General features: G+C 59.2%; 23 protein-coding genes and 1 tRNA gene. 5 read left to right on the top strand and 19 right to left on the bottom strand.

All coding sequences use genetic code 11. The features are described 5' to 3' along the window. Positions 1-69 precede the first annotated feature (69 nt). Genes iolG through AC07XZ_RS27120 form a run of 7 tightly spaced genes read right to left on the bottom strand, consistent with a single transcriptional unit; the run spans position 70 to position 9,168 of the window. On the bottom strand, positions 70-1,095 hold the full coding sequence (gene iolG, locus AC07XZ_RS27150; RefSeq protein WP_085747788.1) for a bifunctional inositol 2-dehydrogenase/D-chiro-inositol 1-dehydrogenase: 1,026 nt from the start codon (positions 1,093-1,095) through the stop codon (positions 70-72). A gap of 35 nt (positions 1,096-1,130) precedes the next feature. Next, entirely contained in the window at positions 1,131-3,062 is a 1,932-nt protein-coding gene (gene iolD, locus AC07XZ_RS27145) for a 3D-(3,5/4)-trihydroxycyclohexane-1,2-dione acylhydrolase (decyclizing) (protein WP_102688401.1), read from the bottom strand. A 45-nt stretch (positions 3,063-3,107) separates the two neighbouring features. Next, positions 3,108-3,929, bottom strand: a complete 822-nt coding sequence (locus AC07XZ_RS27140) for a TIM barrel protein (RefSeq protein ID WP_102688400.1) — start codon at positions 3,927-3,929, stop codon at positions 3,108-3,110. Between the two features lie 25 nt (positions 3,930-3,954). Continuing rightward, positions 3,955-5,457, bottom strand: a complete 1,503-nt coding sequence (locus AC07XZ_RS27135; RefSeq protein WP_102688399.1) for a CoA-acylating methylmalonate-semialdehyde dehydrogenase — start codon at positions 5,455-5,457, stop codon at positions 3,955-3,957. Positions 5,458-5,487: 30 nt separating this feature from the next. Then, complete coding sequence (iolB, locus tag AC07XZ_RS27130; protein ID WP_102688398.1) at positions 5,488-6,297, bottom strand: 5-deoxy-glucuronate isomerase; 810 nt, start codon at positions 6,295-6,297, stop codon at positions 5,488-5,490. Then, positions 6,294-7,187 (bottom strand): myo-inosose-2 dehydratase, encoded by an 894-nt coding sequence (gene iolE / locus AC07XZ_RS27125; protein ID WP_102688397.1) that lies wholly within the window; start codon positions 7,185-7,187, stop codon positions 6,294-6,296. The genes iolB and iolE overlap by 4 nt, the downstream gene beginning before the upstream one ends. Before the next feature lie 43 nt (positions 7,188-7,230). After that, positions 7,231-9,168, bottom strand: coding sequence for a bifunctional 5-dehydro-2-deoxygluconokinase/5-dehydro-2-deoxyphosphogluconate aldolase (locus tag AC07XZ_RS27120; protein ID WP_102688396.1), 1,938 nt, complete (start codon positions 9,166-9,168; stop codon positions 7,231-7,233). Between the two features lie 308 nt (positions 9,169-9,476). Here AC07XZ_RS27120 and AC07XZ_RS27115 point away from each other — a divergent pair, with 308 nt between their 5' ends. Both AC07XZ_RS27115 and AC07XZ_RS27110 read left to right on the top strand, forming a co-directional pair. Continuing rightward, positions 9,477-10,397 (top strand): MurR/RpiR family transcriptional regulator, encoded by a 921-nt coding sequence (locus AC07XZ_RS27115; protein WP_085747795.1) that lies wholly within the window; start codon positions 9,477-9,479, stop codon positions 10,395-10,397. 120 nt (positions 10,398-10,517) lie between these two features. Next, positions 10,518-11,639, top strand: coding sequence for a Gfo/Idh/MocA family protein (locus AC07XZ_RS27110; protein ID WP_102688395.1), 1,122 nt, complete (start codon positions 10,518-10,520; stop codon positions 11,637-11,639). Between the two features lie 143 nt (positions 11,640-11,782). Here the strand turns inward: AC07XZ_RS27110 and AC07XZ_RS27105 are convergent. The 9 genes from AC07XZ_RS27105 to thrS form a co-directional block, all read right to left on the bottom strand. Further along, positions 11,783-11,859, bottom strand: a tRNA-Pro gene (locus AC07XZ_RS27105). An 89-nt stretch (positions 11,860-11,948) separates the two neighbouring features. Continuing rightward, positions 11,949-12,305 carry a MerR family transcriptional regulator gene (locus AC07XZ_RS27100; protein ID WP_003179985.1) on the bottom strand — a complete coding sequence of 119 codons (357 nt, stop codon included), beginning with the start codon at positions 12,303-12,305 and terminating at the stop codon, positions 11,949-11,951. Beyond that, entirely contained in the window at positions 12,286-12,588 is a 303-nt protein-coding gene (gene ihfA, locus AC07XZ_RS27095; RefSeq protein WP_002553164.1) for an integration host factor subunit alpha, read from the bottom strand. Before ihfA ends, AC07XZ_RS27100 begins: the two co-directional genes overlap by 20 nt. Positions 12,589-12,591: 3 nt before the next feature. Next, entirely contained in the window at positions 12,592-14,970 is a 2,379-nt protein-coding gene (pheT, locus tag AC07XZ_RS27090) for a phenylalanine--tRNA ligase subunit beta (RefSeq protein WP_085607825.1), read from the bottom strand. A 26-nt stretch (positions 14,971-14,996) separates the two neighbouring features. Further along, positions 14,997-16,013, bottom strand: coding sequence for a phenylalanine--tRNA ligase subunit alpha (gene pheS, locus AC07XZ_RS27085; RefSeq protein ID WP_011333387.1), 1,017 nt, complete (start codon positions 16,011-16,013; stop codon positions 14,997-14,999). Positions 16,014-16,122: 109 nt separating this feature from the next. Next, entirely contained in the window at positions 16,123-16,479 is a 357-nt protein-coding gene (gene rplT, locus AC07XZ_RS27080; protein ID WP_002553161.1) for a 50S ribosomal protein L20, read from the bottom strand. A gap of 30 nt (positions 16,480-16,509) precedes the next feature. Then, positions 16,510-16,704 carry a 50S ribosomal protein L35 gene (rpmI, locus tag AC07XZ_RS27075; RefSeq protein WP_002553160.1) on the bottom strand — a complete coding sequence of 65 codons (195 nt, stop codon included), beginning with the start codon at positions 16,702-16,704 and terminating at the stop codon, positions 16,510-16,512. A gap of 60 nt (positions 16,705-16,764) precedes the next feature. Continuing rightward, positions 16,765-17,316, bottom strand: coding sequence for a translation initiation factor IF-3 (infC, locus tag AC07XZ_RS27070; protein ID WP_169432615.1), 552 nt, complete (start codon positions 17,314-17,316; stop codon positions 16,765-16,767). After that, a complete protein-coding gene (gene thrS / locus AC07XZ_RS27065) occupies positions 17,316-19,238 on the bottom strand; it encodes a threonine--tRNA ligase (RefSeq protein WP_085747798.1) in 1,923 nt (640 codons plus the stop codon). Before thrS ends, infC begins: the two co-directional genes overlap by 1 nt. Before the next feature lie 371 nt (positions 19,239-19,609). Between thrS and AC07XZ_RS27060 the strand changes: the two genes are divergently transcribed. Together AC07XZ_RS27060 and AC07XZ_RS27055 are read left to right on the top strand one after the other, a co-directional pair. Beyond that, on the top strand, positions 19,610-19,912 hold the full coding sequence (locus tag AC07XZ_RS27060) for a hypothetical protein (protein ID WP_085747799.1): 303 nt from the start codon (positions 19,610-19,612) through the stop codon (positions 19,910-19,912). A gap of 290 nt (positions 19,913-20,202) precedes the next feature. Continuing rightward, on the top strand, positions 20,203-20,415 hold the full coding sequence (locus AC07XZ_RS27055) for a cold-shock protein (protein ID WP_003179963.1): 213 nt from the start codon (positions 20,203-20,205) through the stop codon (positions 20,413-20,415). Positions 20,416-20,487: 72 nt separating this feature from the next. Here AC07XZ_RS27055 and AC07XZ_RS27050 read toward each other — a convergent pair whose 3' ends face one another. Continuing rightward, positions 20,488-20,805 carry an I78 family peptidase inhibitor gene (locus tag AC07XZ_RS27050; RefSeq protein WP_085747800.1) on the bottom strand — a complete coding sequence of 106 codons (318 nt, stop codon included), beginning with the start codon at positions 20,803-20,805 and terminating at the stop codon, positions 20,488-20,490. A gap of 167 nt (positions 20,806-20,972) precedes the next feature. Continuing rightward, the gene (locus AC07XZ_RS27045) at positions 20,973-21,278 is read right to left on the bottom strand and encodes a hypothetical protein (RefSeq protein ID WP_102688394.1); all 306 of its coding nucleotides are present in this window, start codon (positions 21,276-21,278) and stop codon (positions 20,973-20,975) included. A 129-nt stretch (positions 21,279-21,407) separates the two neighbouring features. On the opposite strand from AC07XZ_RS27045, the gene AC07XZ_RS27040 reads away from it, so the two are divergent. Beyond that, positions 21,408-21,620 (top strand): hypothetical protein, encoded by a 213-nt coding sequence (locus tag AC07XZ_RS27040; RefSeq protein WP_102688393.1) that lies wholly within the window; start codon positions 21,408-21,410, stop codon positions 21,618-21,620. A 33-nt stretch (positions 21,621-21,653) separates the two neighbouring features. Here the strand turns inward: AC07XZ_RS27040 and AC07XZ_RS27035 are convergent, their stop codons facing one another. Next, the gene (locus AC07XZ_RS27035) at positions 21,654-22,682 is read right to left on the bottom strand and encodes a nucleoside hydrolase (RefSeq protein WP_102688392.1); all 1,029 of its coding nucleotides are present in this window, start codon (positions 22,680-22,682) and stop codon (positions 21,654-21,656) included. Positions 22,683-22,718: the final 36 nt, after the last annotated feature.

Here is a 22,718-nt window from a genome sequence, read left to right as displayed (position 1 = left end):
GCACATTCCACATTGATGTGCCCTGATAGACCGCAATCGCGAGCAAGCTCGGTCCCACAGAGATTTGCGTCAGCTGTAGAAATGGGGACGGTCCGGCAGTGCAACGTTGACGATCGCCCCGCTGTTCTGCGCTTCGATGCACGCATCGGCGGCAACCGCGGCGGCGAAGCCATCCCACGCCGACGGTCCACCCACCTGCCCCGCCCGCACGCCATCGATGAACGCCTGCAACTCGACGTCATAGGCCGCGATGAAGCGATCCTTCCAGTCCATCAGAATCGCGTTGGACAGCTTGGCCCCGCTGCGCAATTGAACCTGGGACGGCTCCGGCAATTTGGCGATGCCGGTCTCCCCCACCACTTCGCACTGGATGTCGTAGCCGTACTGGCAATTGACGAAGACTTCCACGTCGATGCGCGTGCCCTTGGCGGTTTCCAGCAGCACGATCTGCGGATCTTTCAAATGCGCGAGGGCTTTGCTGCTCTTGCGCGGGAACACCACCTGCACCGAGACGTAATCGTCATCGAGCAACCAGCGCAGTACGTCCAGCTCATGGATCAACGTGTCGGTGATCGCCATGTCGGTCTTGTAGTTTTCACCCACGCTCGGGTTGCGGTGCGCGCAATGCAGCATCAACGGTTCGCCGATCTGGCCGCTGTCGATCACCGACTTCAACGCGCGATAACCTTCATCGTACGGACGCATGAAACCGACCTGCACCAGCCGTTTGCCGTGGGCGACTTCGGCCTCGACGATCTTGCGGCAGCCTTCGGCGGTGACCGCCAGTGGTTTCTCGCAGAACACCGGTTTGCCCGCCGCAATCGCGGCCAGCACGAACTCTTCGTGGCTCGGGCCCCAGGAGGTGACGAGGATCGCCTCGACGTCCGGCGCCTGGATCAGCGCATGGCCGTCGGGATAAACCTCGGCGGTCAGCTTCAGGTCAGCGACGACCTTGGCCGCCTGCTGCAGATTGATGTCGGTGACCGCCACGACCTGGCTGTTGAGCAAGGTCTGGCTGCAACGACGGATGTGGTCCTGGCCGATGGCCCCGGTGCCGATGACGCCTAGCCGCAACGCTTGGGAAAGCAATGACATGAAAGGATTCCTTGTGGTTGTTCGATTCAGGGCAATCAGTACTGACGGGCCTTGGCCAGTCGTTCGTTCAGGGTTTTGGCTACCGCGTCGGTGCGGGCGCTGGTGGAGACTTGCGCCACGCCGACCCGCCACCACGACAGATAACCGTGAATCATGGTCTTGGGCAGAACCTTGATGTCGATCAGGGTCGAGACCGTCTGCAAGCGCGCATCGGCCAGCGCCGCCTGCAGTTCTCCAACGGTGTTCACCTTGTAGGTCTTGCAGCCGTAGGCCGCCGCGCTCATGGCGAAATCCACCGGCACGAAAGCACCGTCGAGCTTGCCGCTCTGCGGGTTGCGGAAGCGGAACTCGGTGGCAAAGCTGTCCATGCCGTTGCCCATCTGCAGGTTGTTGATGCAACCGAAGGTCATGTTGTCGAACAGCACCACGTTGATCTTGCGTCGCTCCTGGATCGAGGTGGCGAGCTCCGAGTGCAGCATCATGTAAGAGCCGTCGCCCACCAGCGCATAAACCTCGCGCTCAGGCTCGGCGAGCTTCACGCCCAGCGCCGCGTTCACCTCATAGCCCATGCACGAATATCCGTATTCGACGTGATAGGTGTTCACCCCTTTGCTGCGCCAGCTGCGCTGCAAGTCGCCGGGCAGGCTGCCGGCGGCGGCGACGATGACCGCGTCATCGGCGAGGGTTTCATTGAGCACGCCTAGCACGCGGCTCTGGGTCAGGCAGGAACCGGTCAGCTCGATGAATTCGCGCAACACCGCCGGATCGAGGTGGTCGTTGATTTCCGGGATGAAATCCCGCGCCTGATAGTCAATCTGATGCAGGCGATCCACTTCCTCATCCAGTTGCGCCCGGGCCTGACGGGGTTGATCGCCCCAAGCGGAACGGTAGTCGCCCAGCGCTTCGGCCAGCGTCGACAAACCCGTCCGTGCATCCGCCAACAGTTGCACACCGTCGAGTTTCAGCGCGTCGCACGGGCTGATATTGAGGTTGAGAAATTGCACGTCAGGGTGCTGGAACAAGGATTTCGACGCGGTGGTGAAATCGCTGTAGCGGGTGCCGACCCCGATGATCAGATCCGCTTCCCTGGCCAGCAGGTTTGCCGCCAGGCAACCGGTTTCGCCAATGCCGCCGACGTTCAGCGGATGGCTGGACACCAGCGCGCTTTTGCCGGCCTGGGTTTCGGCGAAGGGAATATCGAAGCGCTCGGCAAACGCCTGCAACGCCGCATTGGCGCCCGAGTATTTGACGCCGCCACCACAGATGATCAGCGGTTTGCGCTTGCCTTTGAACAGTGCCACGGCATCGCCGAGCATCGCTTCAGTGGCCGGACGACGCTCGATGCGATGCACGCGTTTTTGCAGGAAATAATCGGGATAGTCGTAGGCCTCGGCCTGCACGTCCTGCGGCAGGGCCAGGGTCACGGCGCCGGTTTCGGCGGGATCCGTGAGCACACGCATGGCGTGGATTGCTGCGGTCATCAATTGTTCGGGACGGTTGATGCGATCCCAGTATTTGCTCACGGCCTTGAACGCATCGTTGGTGCTGATGCTCAGGTCGTGGAACTGCTCGATCTGTTGCAACACCGGGTCCGGTTGACGGCAGGCATAGACATCACCCGGCAACAGCAGCAAGGGAATCCGGTTGGCAGTCGCGGTCGCGGCAGCGGTCAGCATGTTCGCCGCGCCCGGCCCCACGGACGAGGTACAGGCGTAGATCTTGCGCCGCAGATGCTGCTTGGCGAAACCGATCGCCGCATGGGCCATGCCTTGTTCGTTGCGGCCCTGATGGACGATCAGGTCACCGCTGTCCTGCTCCAGCGCCTGCCCCAGACCCAGCACGTTGCCGTGGCCGAAAATGGTAAAGATCCCGGCGACGAACTTGCTCTGAACGCCATCGACCTCGATGTACTGGTTGTCGAGGAATTTCACCAGGGCCTGGGCCATGGTCAGTTTTGTTGTGGTCATAACCGCACCTTTCAAATTCAGATCCGATCCCTGCGAGGGGCACTGTCAACCCAGGGATTTGCTCAGGTGTTCCATGCTCGCGCCGATCGCCGTCTGGATATCCGCCAGGCCATGGACGCTGTCTGCAAACGGTTCAAACGACAGGTAGCCGCTGTAGCCGCCAGCAAGCAGGCTGTTGATTTGTGCCGCGTTACCGAGAATGTCGTCCGCGCCCACCAGCACCCGGTGACCATCGCCAAGGGTCGCCAGCGGCGCCTCGGTTTCCTCGACACCGGAGATGTGCACCAGCCCGGTCAGCTCAGGGAAAAACTCCTGCTCACCGGCCAAATGGTGATGAAAGGTGTCGTGAACCAGACGGAACACATCCAGCCCGCCGACTGCCTTGATCGCCTCCACCGCCGTGCGTTTGCGGCGCAGCGAGCAGGCTTTGAAACCCAGCGGCTCGATGTATCCCAGCAGGCCGTGATCGCGCAGGATCGGCGCCAGCTCACTCAACGCGGTGCGCAGGCCCGACGCTCGTTCGGCGACGCTGCGCGGATCGGCGCGGTCGTTCAACGGGCACATCACCAGCCCCCGCGCACCGCAATCGCGGGCATAGGCCGCCAGTTTCAAGGCCTGCGCGCGGCGCTCGTCATTCCACACGTCAAACGGATACAACGCGTTGATCGACAGCACGCTGATGCCATGTGCCGTGCACAACTCACGCACGTGTCCGGGCGCGGTGCCGTCCTCGATCTCGATGCCTTTGAGGTCGTTGCGGATCTCGATGGCGTCGGCCTTGAGGGTCACCGCCAATTCGATGAACGCCGGCAGGGACAAGCGAGGAGCGACCATTCGGTTCAGGGCAAAACGCAGTGGAGTACTCATTCTTGTTGTTCTCCGCGCAGATGATTTATTTGGCCGTCGGCATGCTGAATTCAGGGCCCTTGGCAATGCTGTCGGGCCAGCGCTGCATCACGCTTTTGTAGCGACTGTAGAAACGAATGCCTTCTTCTCCGTAGGCGTGGTGATCGCCGAACAGCGAGCGCTTCCAGCCACCGAACGAATGCCAGGCCATGGGCACCGGAATCGGCACGTTGATGCCGACCATCCCGACCTTGATGCTGCGGGCGAAGGCGCGGGCGATCCCGCCATCGCTGGTGAAACACGACACGCCATTGCCGAATTCGTGGGCGTTGATCAGCGCCACGGCACTGGCGAAATCCGGCACGCGCACGACGCCCAGCACCGGGCCGAAGATTTCCTGCTGATAAATGCTCATGTCGGTGGTGACGTGATCGAACAGCGTCGCGCCGACGAAAAAGCCCGCCTCGGCGCCCGGCACCTTGAAGTGGCGGCCGTCGACAATCAGCTGCGCACCCTGAGCCACGCCCTGATCGATAAAACCCTCCACCCTGGCCTTGTGTTCGGCGGTGACCAGCGGGCCCATGTCGTTGTCGCCTTGCAGACCGTTGCCGACTTTCAACTGATCGATCCGCGGCAGCAGTTTGGCGATCAGTTGATCGCCGACTTCGCCGACCGCGACCGCAATCGAAATCGCCATGCAGCGCTCACCGGCCGATCCGTAAGCGGCGCCGATCAAGGCATCCGCGGCTTGATCCAGATCCGCGTCGGGCATGACGATCATGTGATTCTTCGCGCCGCCCAGCGCCTGCACCCGCTTGCCGCGCGCGGTGGCCTGCTGGTGGATGTACTCGGCAATCGGCGTCGATCCGACAAACGAAATCGCCTCGATGTCCGGGTGCTGCAGCAAGGCGTCGACCGCCGTCTTGTCGCCCTGAACCACATTGAACACGCCGTCCGGCAGACCGGCTTCGGTCAACAGGCGAGCCATCAGCAAACTGGCGGACGGATCGCGCTCGGACGGTTTGAGGATGAAGCAGTTGCCGGTGACCAGCGCCAGCGGAATCATCCACAGCGGCACCATCACCGGGAAGTTGAACGGCGTGACCCCGGCGCAGACGCCGAGTGGCTGACGCAGGTTCCAGTTGTCGATGCCGCCGCCGATGTTGTCGCTGAACTCGGTCTTCAACAGACTCGGCGCACCGCAGGCGTACTCGACGATTTCAATGCCTCGGGTGACTTCGCCCCTGGCGTCGGAAAACACCTTGCCGTGTTCGCGGCTGATGATTTCGGCCAGTTCGTCGTGATGACGATCGAGCAACTCCTTGAACTTGAACATCACCCGCGAACGGCGCAGGGACGATTGCTCGGACCAGGCCGGGAATGCCTTGAGCGCCGAAGCGACAGCAGCGTCCACGGTCTTCTGACTGGCCAGCCCGACTCGCGCCTGAACGGCACCGGTGGCCGGATTGAAGACATCGCTGAATCGTTCGCTACCGCTGTCCTGCACCTGACCATCGATGTAGTGGCCTATGACCGGGGCGTCGCTCATTGTTCTTGTTCTCCGTGCGAAAGTTGGAATTCAGAGATCCAGCAGCCAGCTGTGCTGCGGGTCGTTATGGAACTGCCAGACGCGTTTCGGCCCGGCCATCACGTTCAAGTAATAGGACTCGTAGCCATACGGCACGCTGACCGGGTGATAGCCCTTGGGCACGACCACGAGGTCGCTGTTCTCCACGGCCATGGCCTGATCGATGCTGCGGTCGTCGGTGTAGACCCGCTGGAACACGAAGCCCTGGGGCGGGTTAATCTGGTGGTAGTAGGTTTCTTCGAGAAAGCTCTGGTGCGGCAGGTCGTCGGTGTCGTGCTTGTGCGGCGGGTAGCTCGAGGAATGCCCCGACGGCGTACGCACTTCCACCACCAGCAGCGAATGGGCCGGCTCGCTGTCCGGCAGGATGTCGCAGACATAGCGAGTATTGGCACCCTTGCCGCGCACGCTGCGCTTCATGGTTTCAGGCCTGATCAGGCGCGGGCCGAGGCCCGTGGTGGTCGAACCGGGAGCGGCGCAAACCGCCACTTGCGCATCACTCAATGCCACCACCTGCGCCTGACTGCCGGGTGGCAGGTACGCGGCGAACGGGGATTTGTCTTCGAACACCGACTGGCGATCACCGAGGTTGTCCCAGTTGAAGGCGCCCCGCCCCGGCGCTTCGCCGTGGATGCCGACCCGACCGCTGAGCAGCACCAGGCATAGCTCCTTGTCGCCTGCTGCGACAGGCAAGGTTTCACCCAGGCTCAAGCGATAGGCGGCGAATCCCACGTATTGCAGTTCACCTTCAGCCAGCTCGACCATGGTCCGGCCACGGGCATTGCTTTTGACCAGCAGGCTCATCGCGCAGTCCTCTCGCCGAGCAATGCACGCAAGGTGTCGAAGCCTTTTTTCGCGTAGACATAACTCGGCGCCACCGCCGGGTCCTGCTCGGCCTCGACCACCAGCCAACCGTGGTAATCGGCCGCCAGCAGCACGTCCAGCAACTCGGCGAAGTCGATGTCACCATCCCCTGGCACGGTGAAGGTGCCGTTGATGATGCAGTCGGGGAAGCTCCACAGGTTGTTGCGCGCCAGTTGTACCACCGGTTTGCGCACGTCCTTGAAATGCACGTGGCAGATGCGCGACAGGTGTTTGCGCAGCACCTGCAAGGGTTCGCCGCCGCCCATGTAGCAATGGCCCGAATCGAACAGCAGCCCGACTTCATTACCGGTCAACGCCATCAGGGTGTCGATGTCCGACGGCGATTCGACGTAGGCACCCATATGGTGGTGATACGCCAGACGCACGCCCTGGGACAGGGTGAAGCGCGCCAGCTCGGTCAGCTTGTCGGCGTATTGTTGCCACGCCTGTTCGGTATGAAAACGCGGGCGCTCGACCAGCGGAATTCGTTGGCCCTGAATGGAGTCGGCCACTTCACCGTAAACCAGCACGTTCGCGCCGTTCTTCGCCAGCAACTCGACATGGCTGGCAATCGCGTCGATTTCCTCGGCCACCGAACGCCGCGCCAGACGACTGGAATACCAGCCGGACACCAGCGCCAGGTCATACGGACGCAGCACGTCGCCAACACCTTTGGCGTCCTTGGGAAACCTGCCGTTGAGTTCGAAGCCTTCATAACCGATGGCCTTGCCTTCGCTGAGGGCGGTGCTCAGCGGGGTTTCACCGCCGAGGGACGGCAGGTCGTCGTTGCTCCAGGAAATCGGGTTGATGCCAATTCGGATAGCGGGCATGGCTGCACCTTTTATTGTTATTTCTAGAATGTTCAACCGCGGCTCAGGCCCGGGCCGTACGCCAGGCATCGATCAGCTCGACGAAGGTGCCCTGCACCTGACGGATCAGCGTCTCGTCGTCGATTTCGCCGGCCAGCCAGGCGCGGCTCGGTTCCTGGAAAATCGTCCGGCCCACGGCGAACCCGCGGCAGGTCTGGCTCTGACTGGCCTGCTGGAAGCCTTCGGCCAATGCGGATGCCGGGGCATTCAGGCCCAGCAGCACCACGCCTCGGCAATAGGGATCGCGCGCCTGGATCAGTTCGTCGAGCTGTTGCCATTCCTTGGCGCTTTGCGCTTCGATCTTCCACCACGCCGGGTAGATGCCCAGGTTGTAGAGGCGTTTGAGCGCGCGATACAACACGTCGGGATGCGGTGAGGGGTGATCCTTGGGCGGGATGATTTCCAGCAGCAGTTCATGACCGCTGACTTGCGATGCCTGATACAACGCCTTGATTTGCGCTTCCTGCTCCAGCCGCAGCATCGGTTCGTCATCCGGGTGGAATTGCACCAGGCATTTGATGATTTGTTCTTGCGGCCAGGCGATCAGGTTGCTGCCGATCGAGCGCCCGTGCTCGAAGGCCAGCGGCCGCGAGCCCTGCACCTCGACCGGCCGCGCCACCCACCAGCCTCGACCGGTGGCGGCGTTCAGCGAGTCCTGGCCGAAACGCTGATCCGCCAGCAGCCCGACATCGGCTTCGATGCCCTGCTCGCGCAAATCGCTTTCGACCCGCTCCACGGCCTTGATGAACAGTTGCTTGAGTTCGCCGATGGCGCCGAGATCGCGTCCACCCTTCTGGGCCAGTTCCACCAGTTGTCCGCGATGGTCGAAGGCAAAGATGAACAGTTGCTTCCACTGCTTGCGCGGCACACTGACCTGATGCAGGCGTTGCAGGGTGACGTCCTGATCCGGCCGGGTAATCGGTACCGGGCTGCTGAACAGGTAATCGAGTTCGGCACGGGTCGGCATCGCCGGCGCGCAGGCATGGCGCGACACCACCAGACCACCGCAGGCATTGGCCAACTGGCAGCAACGCTCGTCGCTGGCATCCTCCAGCCAACCGCTGAGGAAGCCCGACATGAACGCATCGCCGGCGCCCAGTACGTTCAGCACCTCGACCCGCACGCCGGGATAAATCGCGTCGTCTTCAAGACGTTGTGGAATCTCCCCGTGGATCACCGTGCAACCTTGCGGACCGAGCTTGACCACCAAGGTCGCTGCGCTCAAGCGCCGGACATTGCGCAGGGCGGTGAGCAAATCCTCGGAACCGCCGGCCAGCAGAAACTCTTCTTCCGTCCCGACCACAAGGTCGAAGCGCGGGAGGATTTGTTGCACATGTTGAGTGACGTTCTGATCGGCAACGAAACGGGTTTCGCCGTCCGCCTTGCCGGCGAGTCCCCACAGGACCGGGCGGTAGTCGATGTCCAGCACCCGTTTGACGTTGTGCTTTTCGGCGTAGTCCAGCGCCTGGATGCTCGCCTTGTAGACGCCATCGGTGGAGAAATGAGTGCCGGTGATCAGCAAGGCTTTGCTGGAGGCGATAAAGGCTTCGCTGATGTCTTCGGCCCGCAGCGCCATGTCGGCGCAATTCTCACGGTAGAAGACCAGGGGAAAGGTTTCCCGATCCTTGAGACCCAGCAGCACCATGGCGGTCAGACGCTGCGGATCGACCTTTATGCCGCTGACATCGCAGCCTTCACGGGCCAGCGACTCGATCAGGAAACGCCCCATATGATCGTCGCCGGTCCGGCTCAGCATCGCCGATCTGAGCCCCAGCCGGGCGGTGCCGAACGCGATGTTGGCGGACGAGCCGCCGAGGTATTTGGCGAAGCTGCTCACATCCTCCAGCCGTGCCCCGACTTGCTGCGCATAGAGGTCGACGCCGAGGCGTCCGAGGCAAATCAGATCCAATTGACGTCCACTGGCAAAACGAGTCTGGCCCATGCTGGCTCCTGTTATTTTTATCAGCCTGTGCCCAACGCGGTGACCGCGCCGGACACTCTTGGTGGATGCAGACTAAAACGAGCCGGATCTAACAATCAATAAATATTCCAATTATTTTTCACGTGGAATATTTTTTCCAATAAGCTTCAGTGCGGGCGCTCCAGACGCAGTGCATCGTTTCAGCAGGCATCCCGCTGGCGCAAGCCCAAGATTTTGTCCGGGCCGAGCCTGTAGACTGCGCACAGCCAAACTATTGTCAGGGGACGAGACGTAATCGTCCCTATAAGAACAAGCCAAAAGGATTATTTATGTCCAGCACCGATCAGCCGGCTACCGCCGAGAGCACGCCCGAGAGCGATCTTGCCAGCCCCCCGATCAATGCCGAGCGTCTGCTGCAGCTCATCACCACTGAATACGAAAGCCTTCCGCGCCAGCTCAAACGCATCGCCAGTTACATGAGCCAGCAAAGCGACCGGATCATGGTCGACCGTATCAGCGACATCGCCCGCGAGTGCGAAGTGCACCCGTCGGCCATCGTGCGGTTTTCCCAGCGTTTCGGTTTCAGCGGATTCAGTGAAATGCAGGCGCTGTTCCGCGAGGCGTATACCCACAAAGCCACGCCGGTACAGAACTACCAGCAGCGCATTCGCAGCATGATCGCCAACAAGTCGCAGAAAGCCAGCGGCGGCGACCTGGCCCGAGAGTGCATCGACGCCACCCTTTCGGGCATCGAACGCCTGGGCCAGGAACTGGATGACCAGGCCTTTGAAAAGGCCGTGGATCTTGTGGTCAATGCCGACAATATCTACGTGGTCGGCGTGCGTCGCTCGTTCGCCGTGGCCGACTATCTGGTCTACAACCTGCAACACACCAACAAGCGCATTCACCTGGTCTCGGGCCTCGGCGGCAGCTATCGCGAGCAGATGCGCAGCGTGCGCGCCAATGACCTGGTGATCGCCATCAGCTTTACGCCGTATGGTAAGGAAACCCAGCACTGCCTGCGCATCGCCCAGCACCATCAGGCGAAAACCCTGATCATCACTGACAGCAATCTCTCGCCCCTGGCCAAGCGCGCCAACACCCTGCTGCTGGTCAATGAAGGTAGCTCGTTTGCGTTCCGATCCTTGAGTGCGACTTTGTGCCTTTGCCAGGCGCTGTTTATCGCCGTGGCCTATCGACTGGAGTTGAAGGTGGACGAGATTCACGAGCAGGTCGGGTTCGAGGACTGATCGGAGCACCGTCATCTCAACGAATGTGGTAATTCAAAATATTTATTCCATTATTTGAACACAAGGAATATTTATTCTATAAACAGGATCTCTGAAAACAAAAACTCAAAGGATCCTGTCATGCGTGAACTCGGAATCGGCCTGATCGGCACGGGCTTCATGGGGCGCGCCCACGCCCTGGCCTTTCGCAACGTCAGCGGGGCATTCGAACTGCCCTTCACCCTTCGCCTGGCCGGCCTGGCTGACGCCGATCCCGCACGCGCACAAGCCTGCGCCACCGCCTGGGGCTTCGATCAGGCCCATGGCGACTGGCAGCGATTGATCCACGACCCCAAGGTCAACCTGATCGCCATCACCACTCCCAATCACCTGCACTACCCGATGGCCATGGCCGCTCTCGCCGCCGGTAAGCCGGTTTACTGCGAAAAGCCGCTGGCGGTGAATCTTGAGCAAGCTCATGCCATGCACGTGGCGGCGAAGCATGCCGGCGTCGTCACCCGGGTCGGCTACAACTATCAGCACAACCCGATCATCGGCCTGGCACGCGAGCTGATCCTGAGTGGCGAACTCGGCGAGATCATCAGCTTTCAAGGTGAGTTCAGCGAAGATTTCATGGCCGATCCGGCCTCCCCCTGGTCGTGGCGCTGCGAACCGGAACATGCCGGTGGAGCATTGGCGGATCTGGGCAGCCACCTGCTCGCCATGGCGCGCTACCTGCTGGGCGATGTCGAAGCGGTGTGCGCCGACTCCCAGACAGTCCATGGCCAACGCCCGACCACAACCGGCAGCCAGGAACGACGTCGCATTGCGGTCGACGATCAAGCCCATGCCTTGCTGCGTTTCGCCAGTGGCGCGCGGGGTACCTTCAGCAGCAGCTGGCTCAAGCATGGCTACAAGAATCATCTGAGCTTCGAAATCAGCGGCACCCGAGGCACCCTGGCGTTTGATCAGGAGCGCTTGAACGAGATACGCCTGTGTCGCGCCGGCGAAGGTGGCTTCCAGCGTTTACTCGCCGGACCGGACTCGCCCGGCTACGCCGCGTTCAGCCCGGCGCCGGGGCATCAGCTGGGCTACAACGAGCTGAAGACACTGGAAGTGCATGAGCTGATCATGGCGTTGGCCGGGAGCGGGCAAACCGGGACTGATTTTGAAGAAGCATTTGAAGTTGAGAGGCTGGCGACGGCGATTCGGGTCGCGGCTGAGGAACGACGCTGGGTGTCTGTCAGTGAAATCACTGGGTAGTTTTGTGCGGGCACAAAAAAGCCGATCTAGGTGATCGGCTTGAGTGTCGGACTTTGATGAGGAAGTAAACTGGATCCCCTGTAAAAGTCCCTGCGCATGAAAAAGCCCAACTCGCTAAAGTTGGGCTAAGTCATTGAATTATATGGTCGGGACGGAGTGATTCGAACACTCGACCCCTAGCACCCCATGCTAGTGCGCTACCGGACTGCGCTACGCCCCGACTAGGTTTGAAACTCGTTCTCCATCTCGAAGAACGCTCAAGAATATATCGCAAGCTTTTGAAAACTGGAAGTATTTAAAAGCACGAAATTATTTCTTGAGAACCACCAGAACATCTTCGAGCTCGGCGATCATCTGGCGGATCATTTGCTTGTATTGGGTGGTGTCGTCTTTGGCTTCATCGCCGGAAAGACGCAGTCGTGCGCCGCCGATGGTAAACCCCTGATCGTAAAGGAGCGCGCGGATCTGCCGGATCATCAGCACGTCCTGGCGCTGATAATACCGGCGGTTTCCGCGGCGTTTGACGGGGTTGAGCTGAGGAAACTCCTGCTCCCAGTAGCGCAGCACGTGCGGTTTTACCGCACACAGCTCGCTGACTTCACCGATGGTGAAGTAGCGTTTGCCCGGGATGACGGGGAGTTCGTCGTTATGACTTGGTTCCAGCATAAGCCTCAACTCGGGCCTTCAACTTCTGCCCTGGACGAAAGGTGACCACACGGCGAGCCGTGATCGGGATTTCTTCCCCCGTTTTCGGGTTGCGGCCAGGCCGCTGGCGTTTGTCCCGAAGGTCGAAATTGCCGAAACCCGACAATTTGACCTGCTCGTTGTCTTCAAGAGCGTGCCTGATTTCCTCGAAAAACAGTTCAACCAATTCCTTGGCTTCCCGCTTGTTCAGGCCCAGCTCTTCATACAGACGTTCCGCCATCTCAGCTTTCGTCAAAGCCCCCATACGTCACTTCCTTAACGTGGCGTTCAACCTTTGTTCGAGCGAGGTGAGGATATTTTGCGTCGTCGAATTCACCTCATCGTCATTAAGAGTGCGCGATGGATGCTGCCAGGTCAAGCCGACTGCGAGGCTTTTTCTATCAGGATCAATGCCTTTACCCTGATATACGTCAAATAGCCTGAGGTCTGTCAGCCATTCGCCTGCATTTTCACGAATTACGTCCAGTACAGCCGAGGCTGCAACGTCTTTGTGCGCAATCAGTGCCAGGTCACGACGCACTTCAGGAAAGCGCGACAACTCGTGGAATTTCGGCATTTTACCCAGAGCGACTTCAGCCAGAACCAGCTCGAAGACGAAGACCGGACGGTCGAGACCCAGGGACTTCGACAGTTCAGGGTGAATCGCGCCGATAAAGCCGACTTCACGCCCTTCCCGCTCGATGCGTGCGGTCTGGCCCGGATGCAGCGCAGGGTGTTTGCCCGGTGCAAAAGTGAACTGATCCAGCGCACCGGCAAAGCCCAGCACTGCTTCTACGTCAGCCTTGACGTCGAAGAAGTCCACGGTATCGCGACCTTGCGCCCAGCCTTCCGGCAGACGGCTGCCGCATACCACACCGGCGATCATCGGCTCTTGCTTCAGACCTTCCAGCTGACCGACAAAGCGCAGACCGCTCTCGAACAGACGAACACGATCCTGCTGACGGTTGAGGTTGTGCTGCAACGCCTTGACCAGACCCGGCCACAGCGACGAACGCATGGCGGCCATGTCATTGGAGATCGGGTTCGCCAACAGCAGCGGCTCCACGCCCGGGTTGAACAGCTCGAACTGCTTCGGATCGATGAAGCTGTAGGTGATCGCTTCCTGGTAGCCACGGGCAACCAGCAGACGACGCAGCTCCGGCAGATCGCTGCGCGCTTCGGCCTTGGCTTGCGGCGCCAGGCGAGCTTGCGGGTAACGAACCGGCAGGCGGTTGTAACCGTACAGACGAGCCAGCTCTTCGATCAGATCGACTTCCAGGCTGATGTCGAAGCGATGGCTTGGCACTTCTACGCGCCACTGCCCTGCTCCGTCGGCGGAAACCTTCAGACCCAAAGCATTGAGCAGACGCTCGACTTCGGCCGAATCCATTTCCATGCCCAGCATCTGGGTGATGCGCTGAGCGCGCAGGGTGATCGGCGCGATCGACGGCAAGTGCTGCTCGCTGACGGTCTCGATGATCGGGCCGGCTTCACCACCGGTGATTTCCAGCAGCAGGCCGGTGGCGCGCTCCATGGCTTCACGGGCCAGTTGCCAGTCCACACCGCGCTCATAGCGGTGCGAAGCGTCAGTGTGCAGACCATACGAACGAGCCTTGCCCGCGACAGCGATCTGGTCGAAGAACGCACTTTCAAGGAACACGTCGCGAGTGGTCGCGGAAACGCCACTGTGCTCGCCACCCATCACGCCGGCAATCGCCAGAGCGCGAGTGTGGTCGGCGATCACCAGCGTATCGCTGCGCAGGCTGACTTCCTGACCGTCGAGCAGAACGAGCTTCTCGCCCTCTTCCGCCATGCGCACACGGATGCCGCCATTGATTTCGGCGAGATCGAAGGCGTGCAGAGGCTGGCCCAGCTCGAGCATCACGTAGTTAGTGATGTCGACGGCGGCGTCGATGCTGCGGACTTCGGCGCGACGCAGACGCTCAACCATCCACAGCGGCGTCGGCCTGGACAGGTCAACGTTACGGATGACACGGCCCAGGTAACGCGGGCAGGCAGCAGGTGCCAGGACTTCTACCGAGCGCACTTCATCGTGCACAGCCGGAACGGTCATCACCACCGGGCGAGTGACCGGAGCGTCGTACAGCGCGCCGACTTCACGGGCCAGACCGGCCAGGGACAGGCAGTCGCCACGGTTCGGAGTCAGATCGACTTCGATGCTGGCGTCTTCCAGGTCCAGATAAACACGGAAATCTTCGCCCACCGGCGCATCGGCCGGCAGCTCCATCAGACCGTCATTGCCTTCACCGACCTGCAGCTCGGATTGCGAGCACAGCATGCCGTTGGACTCGACACCGCGCAGCTTGGCCTTCTTGATCTTGAAGTCGCCCGGCAGCTCGGCACCGATCATCGCGAACGGAATCTTCAGGCCTGGACGCACGTTTGGCGCACCGCACACGACCTGGAAAGTTTCCGCGCCATTGCTGACCTGGCACACGCGCAATTTGTCGGCATCGGGGTGCTGCTCGGTGCTCAGCACCTCACCCACCACCACGCCACTGAAAACACCGGCGGCCGGCGTAACGCTATCGACCTCAAGACCGGCCATCGACAGACGGGCAACCAGCGCGTCGCGATCTACCTGCGGGCTGACCCAGCCACGCAGCCATTGTTCACTGAATTTCATCCTGCTCTCCTAAGAATTCGTTACGACTAGCGAAATTGCGCGAGGAACCGCAAGTCGTTGTCGAAGAACAGACGCAAGTCGTTCACGCCGTAACGCAGCATGGCCAGACGCTCAACGCCCATGCCGAAGGCAAAGCCCGAGAACTCTTCCGGATCGATCCCGGACATGCGCAACACGTTCGGGTGAACCATGCCGCAGCCCATCACTTCCAGCCAGCCAGTCTGTTTGCAAACGCGGCAGCCTTTACCGCTGCACATCACGCATTCCATGTCGACTTCGGCGGAAGGCTCGGTGAACGGGAAGTACGAAGGACGGAAACGCACCGCCAGCTCTTTCTCGAAGAACACCCGCAGGAACTCTTCGATCGTGCCTTTGAGGTCGGCGAAGTTGATATCGCGATCGACCAGCAGGCCTTCGACCTGGTGGAACATCGGCGAATGGGTGATATCGGAGTCGCTGCGGTACACACGGCCTGGGCAGACAATGCGGATCGGCGGCTTTTTCGATTCCATGGTGCGGACCTGTACCGGCGAGGTATGGGTGCGCAGCAACATGTTGGCGTTGAAATAGAAGGTGTCATGCATCGACCGGGCCGGGTGGTGACCTGGGATGTTGAGCGCCTCGAAGTTGTGATAGTCGTCTTCAACCTCAGGGCCTTCGGCAATGCCGTAGCCGATATGGGTGAAGAACTGTTCGATACGTTCCAGAGTCCGGGTTACCGGATGCAGACCACCGGAGGTCTGACCGCGGCCCGGCAGGGTCACGTCAATCGATTCGGCAGACAGTTTGGCAGCCAGTTCGGCTTCTTCAAACAGAGCCATGCGCGCATTGAGAACGCCTGTAACACGTTCCTTGGCAACGTTGATCAGGGCGCCGACCTGCGGACGCTCTTCTGCCGGCAAATTCCCCAGGGTCTTCATCACCTGAGTCAATTCACCCTTTTTGCCAAGGTATTGAACCCGGATTTGCTCCAGGGCATTGATATCTTCAGCGCTTTGCACAGCCTCTAGTGCTTGAGAGACCAGCGCATCCAGGTTTTCCATGTACAGACTCCAGATACAAAATAGGGGAAGAGCTTGAAGGCTCTTCCCCTATTTATGACGTTTAACACCTGGCCCCACAGAGGTGGGGCCAGGTGACTGTCGGGGGTACTTAAGCCAAGGTGGCTTTAGCTTTCTCGACAATCGCAGCAAACGCCGCTTTTTCGTTCACTGCCAGATCAGCCAGAACCTTACGGTCGATCTCGATGGACGCTTTTTTCAGGCCAGCGATGAAACGGCTGTAGGACAGACCGTTAACACGAGCACCAGCGTTGATACGAGCGATCCACAGAGCGCGGAACTGACGTTTTTTCTGACGACGGTCACGGTAGGCGTATTGGCCTGCCTTGATTACCGCTTGCTTGGCAACACGGAATACGCGGGAGCGTGCGCCGTAGTAGCCTTTAGCAAGTTTCAGAATTTTTTTGTGACGTTTACGGGCAATGACGCCACGCTTTACACGAGCCATGAGTTACTTCCTCTATTCTTGATCCAAAAATTAACGAAGGCGCAGCATGCGCTCGACTTTTGCCACGTCAGACGGATGCAGCAAGCTGCTACCGCGCAGTTGACGCTTACGCTTGGTCGACATTTTGGTCAGGATGTGGCTCTTGAAAGCGTGCTTGTGCTTGATACCGTTAGCAGTTTTCAGAAACCGCTTAGCAGCACCACTTTTGGTTTTCATCTTTGGCATGTTCGGATACTCCGCATTCAGTTGATAAACATAATCAGAAGGCCTGCCGTGCCCTGTTGATTACTTCTTCTTTTTCGGGGCGATGACCATGATCAGCTGGCGTCCTTCCATCTTAGGATGCTGTTCGACCGAACCGTACTCGAGCAGGTCTTGTTCAACCCGCTTGAGGAGTTCCATCCCCAGCTCCTGGTGGGCCATCTCACGGCCGCGGAATCGCAAGGATACCTTGGCCCTGTCCCCGTCACTCAGGAAACGTACCAGGTTGCGCAGTTTTACCTGGTAATCCCCTTCCTCCGTCCCTGGACGAAACTTGATTTCTTTTACCTGAATCTGCTTCTGGTTCTTCTTCGCCGCAGCAATCTGCTTCTTCTTTTCGAAGATCGATTTGCCGTAGTCCATCACCCGGCAAACCGGCGGGACTGCGTCGGCAGAGATTTCTACCAGATCAAGCTTTGCTTCTTCAGCAATACGAAGCGCTTCATCAATCGAGACGATGCCAATCTGCTCGCCATCAGCGCCAATTAACCGAACCTCGCGTGCCGAGATATTCTCGTTGATCGGGGCTTTCGGTGCAGCTCGTTTATCTTGTCTCATTTCACGCTTAATAATAATTACTCCGAATCTGGGCGACCACGCCGGGAAACCGCTTGCGCGAGAAACTCAGCGAACTGGGCGACGGGCATCGAGCCCAGGTCAGCACCTTCACGAGTACGCACAGCGACAGTCTGCATCTCGACTTCCTTATCCCCAATAACCAAGAGATATGGAACCTTGAGCAAAGTATGCTCGCGGATTTTAAAGCCGATCTTTTCATTTCTCAAGTCGGACTTGGCACGAAACCCGCTTTCGTTGAGAGTTTTTTCGACCTGAGCGACGAAATCTGCCTGTTTATCAGTGATATTCATGATCACTGCCTGGGTTGGCGCCAGCCACGCAGGGAATGCACCTTCGTAGTGCTCGATCAGAATCCCGACGAAACGCTCGAACGAACCGAGGATCGCACGGTGCAACATCACCGGATGCTTGCGGCTGTTGTCTTCGGAGACGTATTCGGCTCCCAGACGCACCGGCAGGTTGAAATCGAGCTGCAAGGTACCACACTGCCACACGCGACCGAGGCAATCTTTCAGCGAGAATTCAATCTTCGGACCGTAGAAAGCGCCCTCACCCGGCTGCAGATCGTACGGCAGACCAGCGCTATCAAGCGCTGCAGCCAGGGCCGCTTCGGCGCGATCCCACAGCTCGTCGGAACCGACGCGTTTTTCCGGACGAGTGGACAGCTTCATCTCGATGTCTTTAAAGCCGAAGTCGGCATAAACATCCATGGTCAGCTTGATGAACGCTGCCGATTCAGCCTGCATCTGTTCTTCGGTGCAGAAGATGTGGGCATCGTCCTGAGTGAACGCGCGCACACGCATGATGCCGTGCAGCGCACCCGACGGCTCGTTGCGATGGCAGGCACCGAACTCGGCCAAGCGCATCGGCAGCTCGCGGTAGCTCTTCAGACCCTGGTTGAACACCTGCACGTGGCAAGGGCAGTTCATCGGCTTGATGGCGTAGTCGCGGCTTTCCGACTCGGTGGTGAACATGTTGTCGGCGTAGTTGGCCCAGTGCCCGGATTTCTCCCACAGGCTGCGGTCAACGACTTGCGGCGTCTTGATCTCGAGATAGCCGTTGTCGCGCTGCACTTTGCGCATGTACTGCTCGAGAACCTGGTAAAGCGTCCAGCCATTCGGGTGCCAGAACACCATGCCCGGCGCTTCTTCCTGGGTATGAAACAGGCCTAGGCGCTTGCCGATCTTGCGGTGATCGCGCTTTTCAGCTTCTTCGATACGCTGGATGTAAGCAGCCAGTTGCTTCTTGTCAGCCCACGCGGTGCCGTAAACGCGCTGCAATTGCTCGTTCTTGGCATCACCGCGCCAGTAGGCGCCGGACAGCTTGGTCAGCTTGAAGGATTTCAGGAAGCGAGTGTTCGGCACGTGCGGACCGCGGCACATGTCGACGTATTCTTCGTGATAGTACAGGCCCATGGCCTGCTCGTTCGGCATGTCCTCGACCAGACGCAGCTTGTAATCTTCGCCACGAGCCTTGAACACTTCGATCACTTCGGCACGCGGGGTGACTTTCTTGATGACGTCGTATTCGGTGTCGATCAGCTGTTGCATGCGCTGTTCGATGGCCGCCATGTCGTCCGGCGTAAAAGGACGCTCGAAGGCGATGTCGTAATAGAAGCCTTCATCAATGACCGGACCGATGACCATTTTGGCCGTCGGGTACAACTGCTTGACCGCGTGGCCAACCAGGTGGGCGCAAGAGTGGCGAATGATCTCCAGCCCCTCTTCATCCTTTGGCGTGATGATTTGCAGCGTTGCGTCGCTGTCGATGATGTCGCTGGCGTCAACCAGCTTGCCGTTCACCTTGCCGGCCAGGGTGGCCTTGGCCAGGCCTGCACCGATGGATGCGGCGACCTCGGCTACGGAAACCGGGTGATCGAATGAACGTTGACTGCCATCGGGAAGAGTAATAGTTGGCATGGCGCCTCCTCTCCTAGTGGTGACCCCTACGAAAGGTCACGTGGGTTGGGATGAGCCAGTACAAGATCCGATCCAGGCCATTCAATGACGAACGCCTGCCTTACAGCGGCAGGAGCCTTGCGGCCAACCGGAAAACCGAACCAGAGTGACTGGGATTCAAATCAGAAAATTCGTACGCTGCCGCTGCCAGGACTGAAGGTCATCCGGAGCTTGCGAACGCCCGAGCCAGGCATGCTAGCACAGATGAACGGTCACCGATGCACTCTGGTTTTACCGGGAGGCAAATCGTCCGTTTTATGCCAGAGTGCTGAACTTGATCGGCCTTAGGCCCCTCAGATAACAAGACATTGACCCACAAGGAGCATCCTCGCATGCGTCTTAACACCCTGCTTGCTGCAGTCGCCCCCCTCGTTTTGCTGCTGCCGTTGAGCGCCCACGCCGACTGGCCGAAGGGCGAGCGTGAGAAATACATGGCTCAGTGCACCCAGGCGGCCACTCCGCAAATCGGTGCCGCTGCCGCAAAGTCCCACTGCGCGTGCGGTGCCGATGCGATCAAGTCCTACCCGGCCAGCGACATTCAGGCACTGATGGACAACAAGGCCAGCCAGGAACTGCAGCAGAAAGCCCTGGGGCAAATTGCCAAATGCAAGGCCAATACCCCGGCGAAAAAATGATGGAACAGGCCTTTTCACTGCCCCCAGCACCGCTGAAAAGCATCTGATTCAGGCCTTTTCGTACGATTTATGCAGGTTTTACAGGTTTTTTTATTGTCTTTATTTTTCGCCAGAAGCCTTTTAAACCGGGGCCTCCAGCCGAAAAAGGCAGTAAAGAAAACACGACTGATTGGCAAACAGCACGTCCGGGGGGCTACCAAAGCGAACATTTCGACTATGATACCCCAGTGTGCCCAGTTGGCCTGAGCAGCACAGTACTACTGAAAATATATGTTTCTTGGAGATACACCATGTCTAATCGCCAAACCGGCACCGTTAAATGGTTCAACGATGAAAAAGGCTTCGGCTTCATCACTCCTCAAGGTGGCGGTGACGACCTGTTCGTACACTTCAAAGCTATCGAATCCGACGGTTTCAAAAGCCTGAAAGAAGGCCAGACCGTTTCCTTCGTGGCTGAGAAAGGCCAAAAGGGTATGCAAGCTGCACAAGTTCGCCCAGAGTAATTTCCCGGCGCACTAAAAAAACCCCGTCCATGTGACGGGGTTTTTTATGGGTGAAACAACCGCCCGAAAGGCTCAGCCGCAGTTGACGCGGGTGACTACCAGGTTCTGATCGGTATTCAGGTTGAGGCGATCGGAGCGGTACTCCAAAGTAATCATGTCATTCGGCTTGAGGAATCGGGCGTTCTGCGCACCGGCTTTCTTGCGCGCTTGCTCCAATAGTTCCGGCGAAGCTTTCTTGCCGAGAGCGAACTCCGCAGCCGATGCTTCACAACGACCATGTCCGGCCTCAGTCGCCACGGGATCCTTCTGCGACTCGCTGGAGGTCGTAGAGCAACCAGCCAACAGAGCAACGGCCATCAGTGCACCCAGTGACGCGAACTTCCAAGGCATTGAAGCCTCCTTATTTCAATTTTGAGCAGAGATCGTGCGACCGCCAATACGGCGTTTGGTTTCACGGTGAGTGCTATCACCCTGCCCCACAATCGGAAAAACACTGAGTGTGCCTGAGCAACGTCTGAAGCTTCACCCCGTAAAGCGTCACTGAATATTAATGACGCTCAGTAGACATCTATGTAATCGAAGGGAGGATTTGGCCAGTTGTCCTTGAGCGCGTTGAAGATCTGCATGACCCAGACTTCGTCGTTGGCCGCGACATTTCCCACGTATCCCGAGCCTTTTGCCCAAGTCTCCAGACGAAACAGCAGGCCATCGATGTCCTGGCCGCCAGTGACACCCGAAGAGATATAGGCAATGCCACCCTTGGTCACGCGCAGTTGAGTGTGTTCGTCATCACTGGCTGACGCCAGCATCCGGCGGACAGCATCAAGGGTCAGGCCGTCGGGGCTATTCAAATCGATCTGCACAGCGCAATCCTTGTTTTTTTGCGGAAACGACCAAGTGTCGCATAGCCCTGCGCTCATGCCTAAGTCGCAGTGCCAAACGCTCGGCAAAGTGGTTAACTCAAAACTCCGATCCCGCGACCGAGCCTTGCCATGACCACCGTAAGCATTACCGCCGACATCAAGGCCGCCTGGCCGCAAGGGCACAGCTCTTACAGTCCGGGCAGTCCGGAGGAATTGGCATTGATCAGCATTGACTTGCTGGTGAAGGCGCTGGGAACGCAAGGCGCGCAGTCGTTCATCGCCCAGTTGTTCGAAAAGTATCCCGATGACTTCAAAGGCACATCGGACACCGAGAGGGAGTAAAAGCCCGCAAGCTGGCACCTGCGGGCGTATCGCTTACTTCAGACGTTTCAGACGCTCGGTCAGCAGATCGAAAAAGCCTTGGGCGTCACCGTTCTCCACCCAGAAGGCGTTCTTCGGCGCCTTGAGGCCGTCATACCAGTCGACAATAGTCTGGCCGAAGGTCGGGCCTTCACGGCTGTCGACCACCACATTCACCGACCGGCCAGTGAACAGCTCAGGCTTGAGCAGATAAGCCACGACGGTGGCGTCATGCACAGGACCACCCGGAATGCCGTAGTGCTCCATATCGCCTTTGATGTACTCGTTGAGGATGTCGCCGACAATCTTGCTCGCATTGTTGTTCAGCGCCGCGATCTGCTTCAGGCGCGCATCGCTGGTCAGGATCTTGTGGGTCACATCCAGTGGCAGGTAAGTCAGTTTCACCCCGCTTTTAAGCACCACTTCCGCTGCTTGCGGGTCGGCGTACAGGTTGAACTCGGCCACCGGCGTGATGTTGCCGCCATTGAAGTGGGCGCCACCCATGATCACCACTTCCTTGATCCCCTGAACAATCTCCGGCTCCTGGATCAGCGCCAGGGCCAGGTTGGTCTGCGGGCCGAGCATCGCGATGGTGATGCTGTGCGGCTTGGCTTTTTTCAGGGTGTCGATCAGGTAGTTGACCGCATTGCCTTCGGCCAGGCCTTTTTTCGGTTCGTGCACGGTGACACCCGACAGGCCTTCCTTGCCATGGATGTTTTCGGCGTAGATCGGCGTGCGCATCAACGGTTTTGGCGCGCCGGCGTACACCGGAATCTCTTCCCGCTCTGCCCACTCACGGGCCAACCGCGCATTGCGCGAAGTCTTGTCCAGACGCACGTTGCCGGCCACGGTGGTGAACGCGCGAATGTTCAGCTCCTCCGGTGAGGCCATGGCTAACAACAGGGCGACCACGTCGTCGGCGCCCGGATCGGTGTCGATGATCAGGTCGATCTTTTCCGCCGCTTGGGCGCCGGTCGCGGTTATCACGGACAAAAGCAGCAGACTCCGAATCAATTGATGCATTTTTTGAGCATAGCGGTGCATGGCGCATTCCTTGTGCAGATGAAATCAAAAGGGGCG

It is taken from the genome of Pseudomonas sp. GW458-11-26-14-LB4, assembly GCF_059423925.1.
The sequence above is the reverse complement of the archived record's forward strand: the minus strand, read 5'-3'. Positions and strand labels throughout refer to the sequence as shown.

Bases quoted from the DNA above. Each gene is read 5' to 3' on its own strand.
- iolD (WP_102688401.1), bottom strand. From the start codon at position 3,062: ATGACCACAACAAAACTGACCATGGCCCAGGCCCTGGTGAAATTCCTC.
- iolG (WP_085747788.1), bottom strand. From the start codon at position 1,095: ATGTCATTGCTTTCCCAAGCGTTGCGGCTAGGCGTCATCGGCACCGGG.
- AC07XZ_RS27060 (WP_085747799.1), top strand. From the start codon at position 19,610: ATGCGTCTTAACACCCTGCTTGCTGCAGTCGCCCCCCTCGTTTTGCTG.
- AC07XZ_RS27135 (WP_102688399.1), bottom strand. From the start codon at position 5,457: ATGAGCGACGCCCCGGTCATAGGCCACTACATCGATGGTCAGGTGCAG.
- AC07XZ_RS27115 (WP_085747795.1), top strand. From the start codon at position 9,477: ATGTCCAGCACCGATCAGCCGGCTACCGCCGAGAGCACGCCCGAGAGC.
- pheT (WP_085607825.1), bottom strand. From the start codon at position 14,970: ATGAAATTCAGTGAACAATGGCTGCGTGGCTGGGTCAGCCCGCAGGTA.
- AC07XZ_RS27040 (WP_102688393.1), top strand. From the start codon at position 21,408: ATGACCACCGTAAGCATTACCGCCGACATCAAGGCCGCCTGGCCGCAA.
- AC07XZ_RS27050 (WP_085747800.1), bottom strand. From the start codon at position 20,805: ATGCCTTGGAAGTTCGCGTCACTGGGTGCACTGATGGCCGTTGCTCTG.
- rplT (WP_002553161.1), bottom strand. From the start codon at position 16,479: ATGGCTCGTGTAAAGCGTGGCGTCATTGCCCGTAAACGTCACAAAAAA.
- AC07XZ_RS27110 (WP_102688395.1), top strand. From the start codon at position 10,518: ATGCGTGAACTCGGAATCGGCCTGATCGGCACGGGCTTCATGGGGCGC.
- AC07XZ_RS27120 (WP_102688396.1), bottom strand. From the start codon at position 9,168: ATGGGCCAGACTCGTTTTGCCAGTGGACGTCAATTGGATCTGATTTGC.
- AC07XZ_RS27140 (WP_102688400.1), bottom strand. From the start codon at position 3,929: ATGAGTACTCCACTGCGTTTTGCCCTGAACCGAATGGTCGCTCCTCGC.
- iolE (WP_102688397.1), bottom strand. From the start codon at position 7,187: ATGCCCGCTATCCGAATTGGCATCAACCCGATTTCCTGGAGCAACGAC.
- ihfA (WP_002553164.1), bottom strand. From the start codon at position 12,588: ATGGGGGCTTTGACGAAAGCTGAGATGGCGGAACGTCTGTATGAAGAG.
- pheS (WP_011333387.1), bottom strand. From the start codon at position 16,013: ATGGAAAACCTGGATGCGCTGGTCTCTCAAGCACTAGAGGCTGTGCAA.
- AC07XZ_RS27100 (WP_003179985.1), bottom strand. From the start codon at position 12,305: ATGCTGGAACCAAGTCATAACGACGAACTCCCCGTCATCCCGGGCAAA.
- iolB (WP_102688398.1), bottom strand. From the start codon at position 6,297: ATGAGCCTGCTGGTCAAAAGCAATGCCCGTGGCCGGACCATGGTCGAG.
- AC07XZ_RS27055 (WP_003179963.1), top strand. From the start codon at position 20,203: ATGTCTAATCGCCAAACCGGCACCGTTAAATGGTTCAACGATGAAAAA.
- AC07XZ_RS27035 (WP_102688392.1), bottom strand. From the start codon at position 22,682: ATGCACCGCTATGCTCAAAAAATGCATCAATTGATTCGGAGTCTGCTG.
- thrS (WP_085747798.1), bottom strand. From the start codon at position 19,238: ATGCCAACTATTACTCTTCCCGATGGCAGTCAACGTTCATTCGATCAC.
- rpmI (WP_002553160.1), bottom strand. From the start codon at position 16,704: ATGCCAAAGATGAAAACCAAAAGTGGTGCTGCTAAGCGGTTTCTGAAA.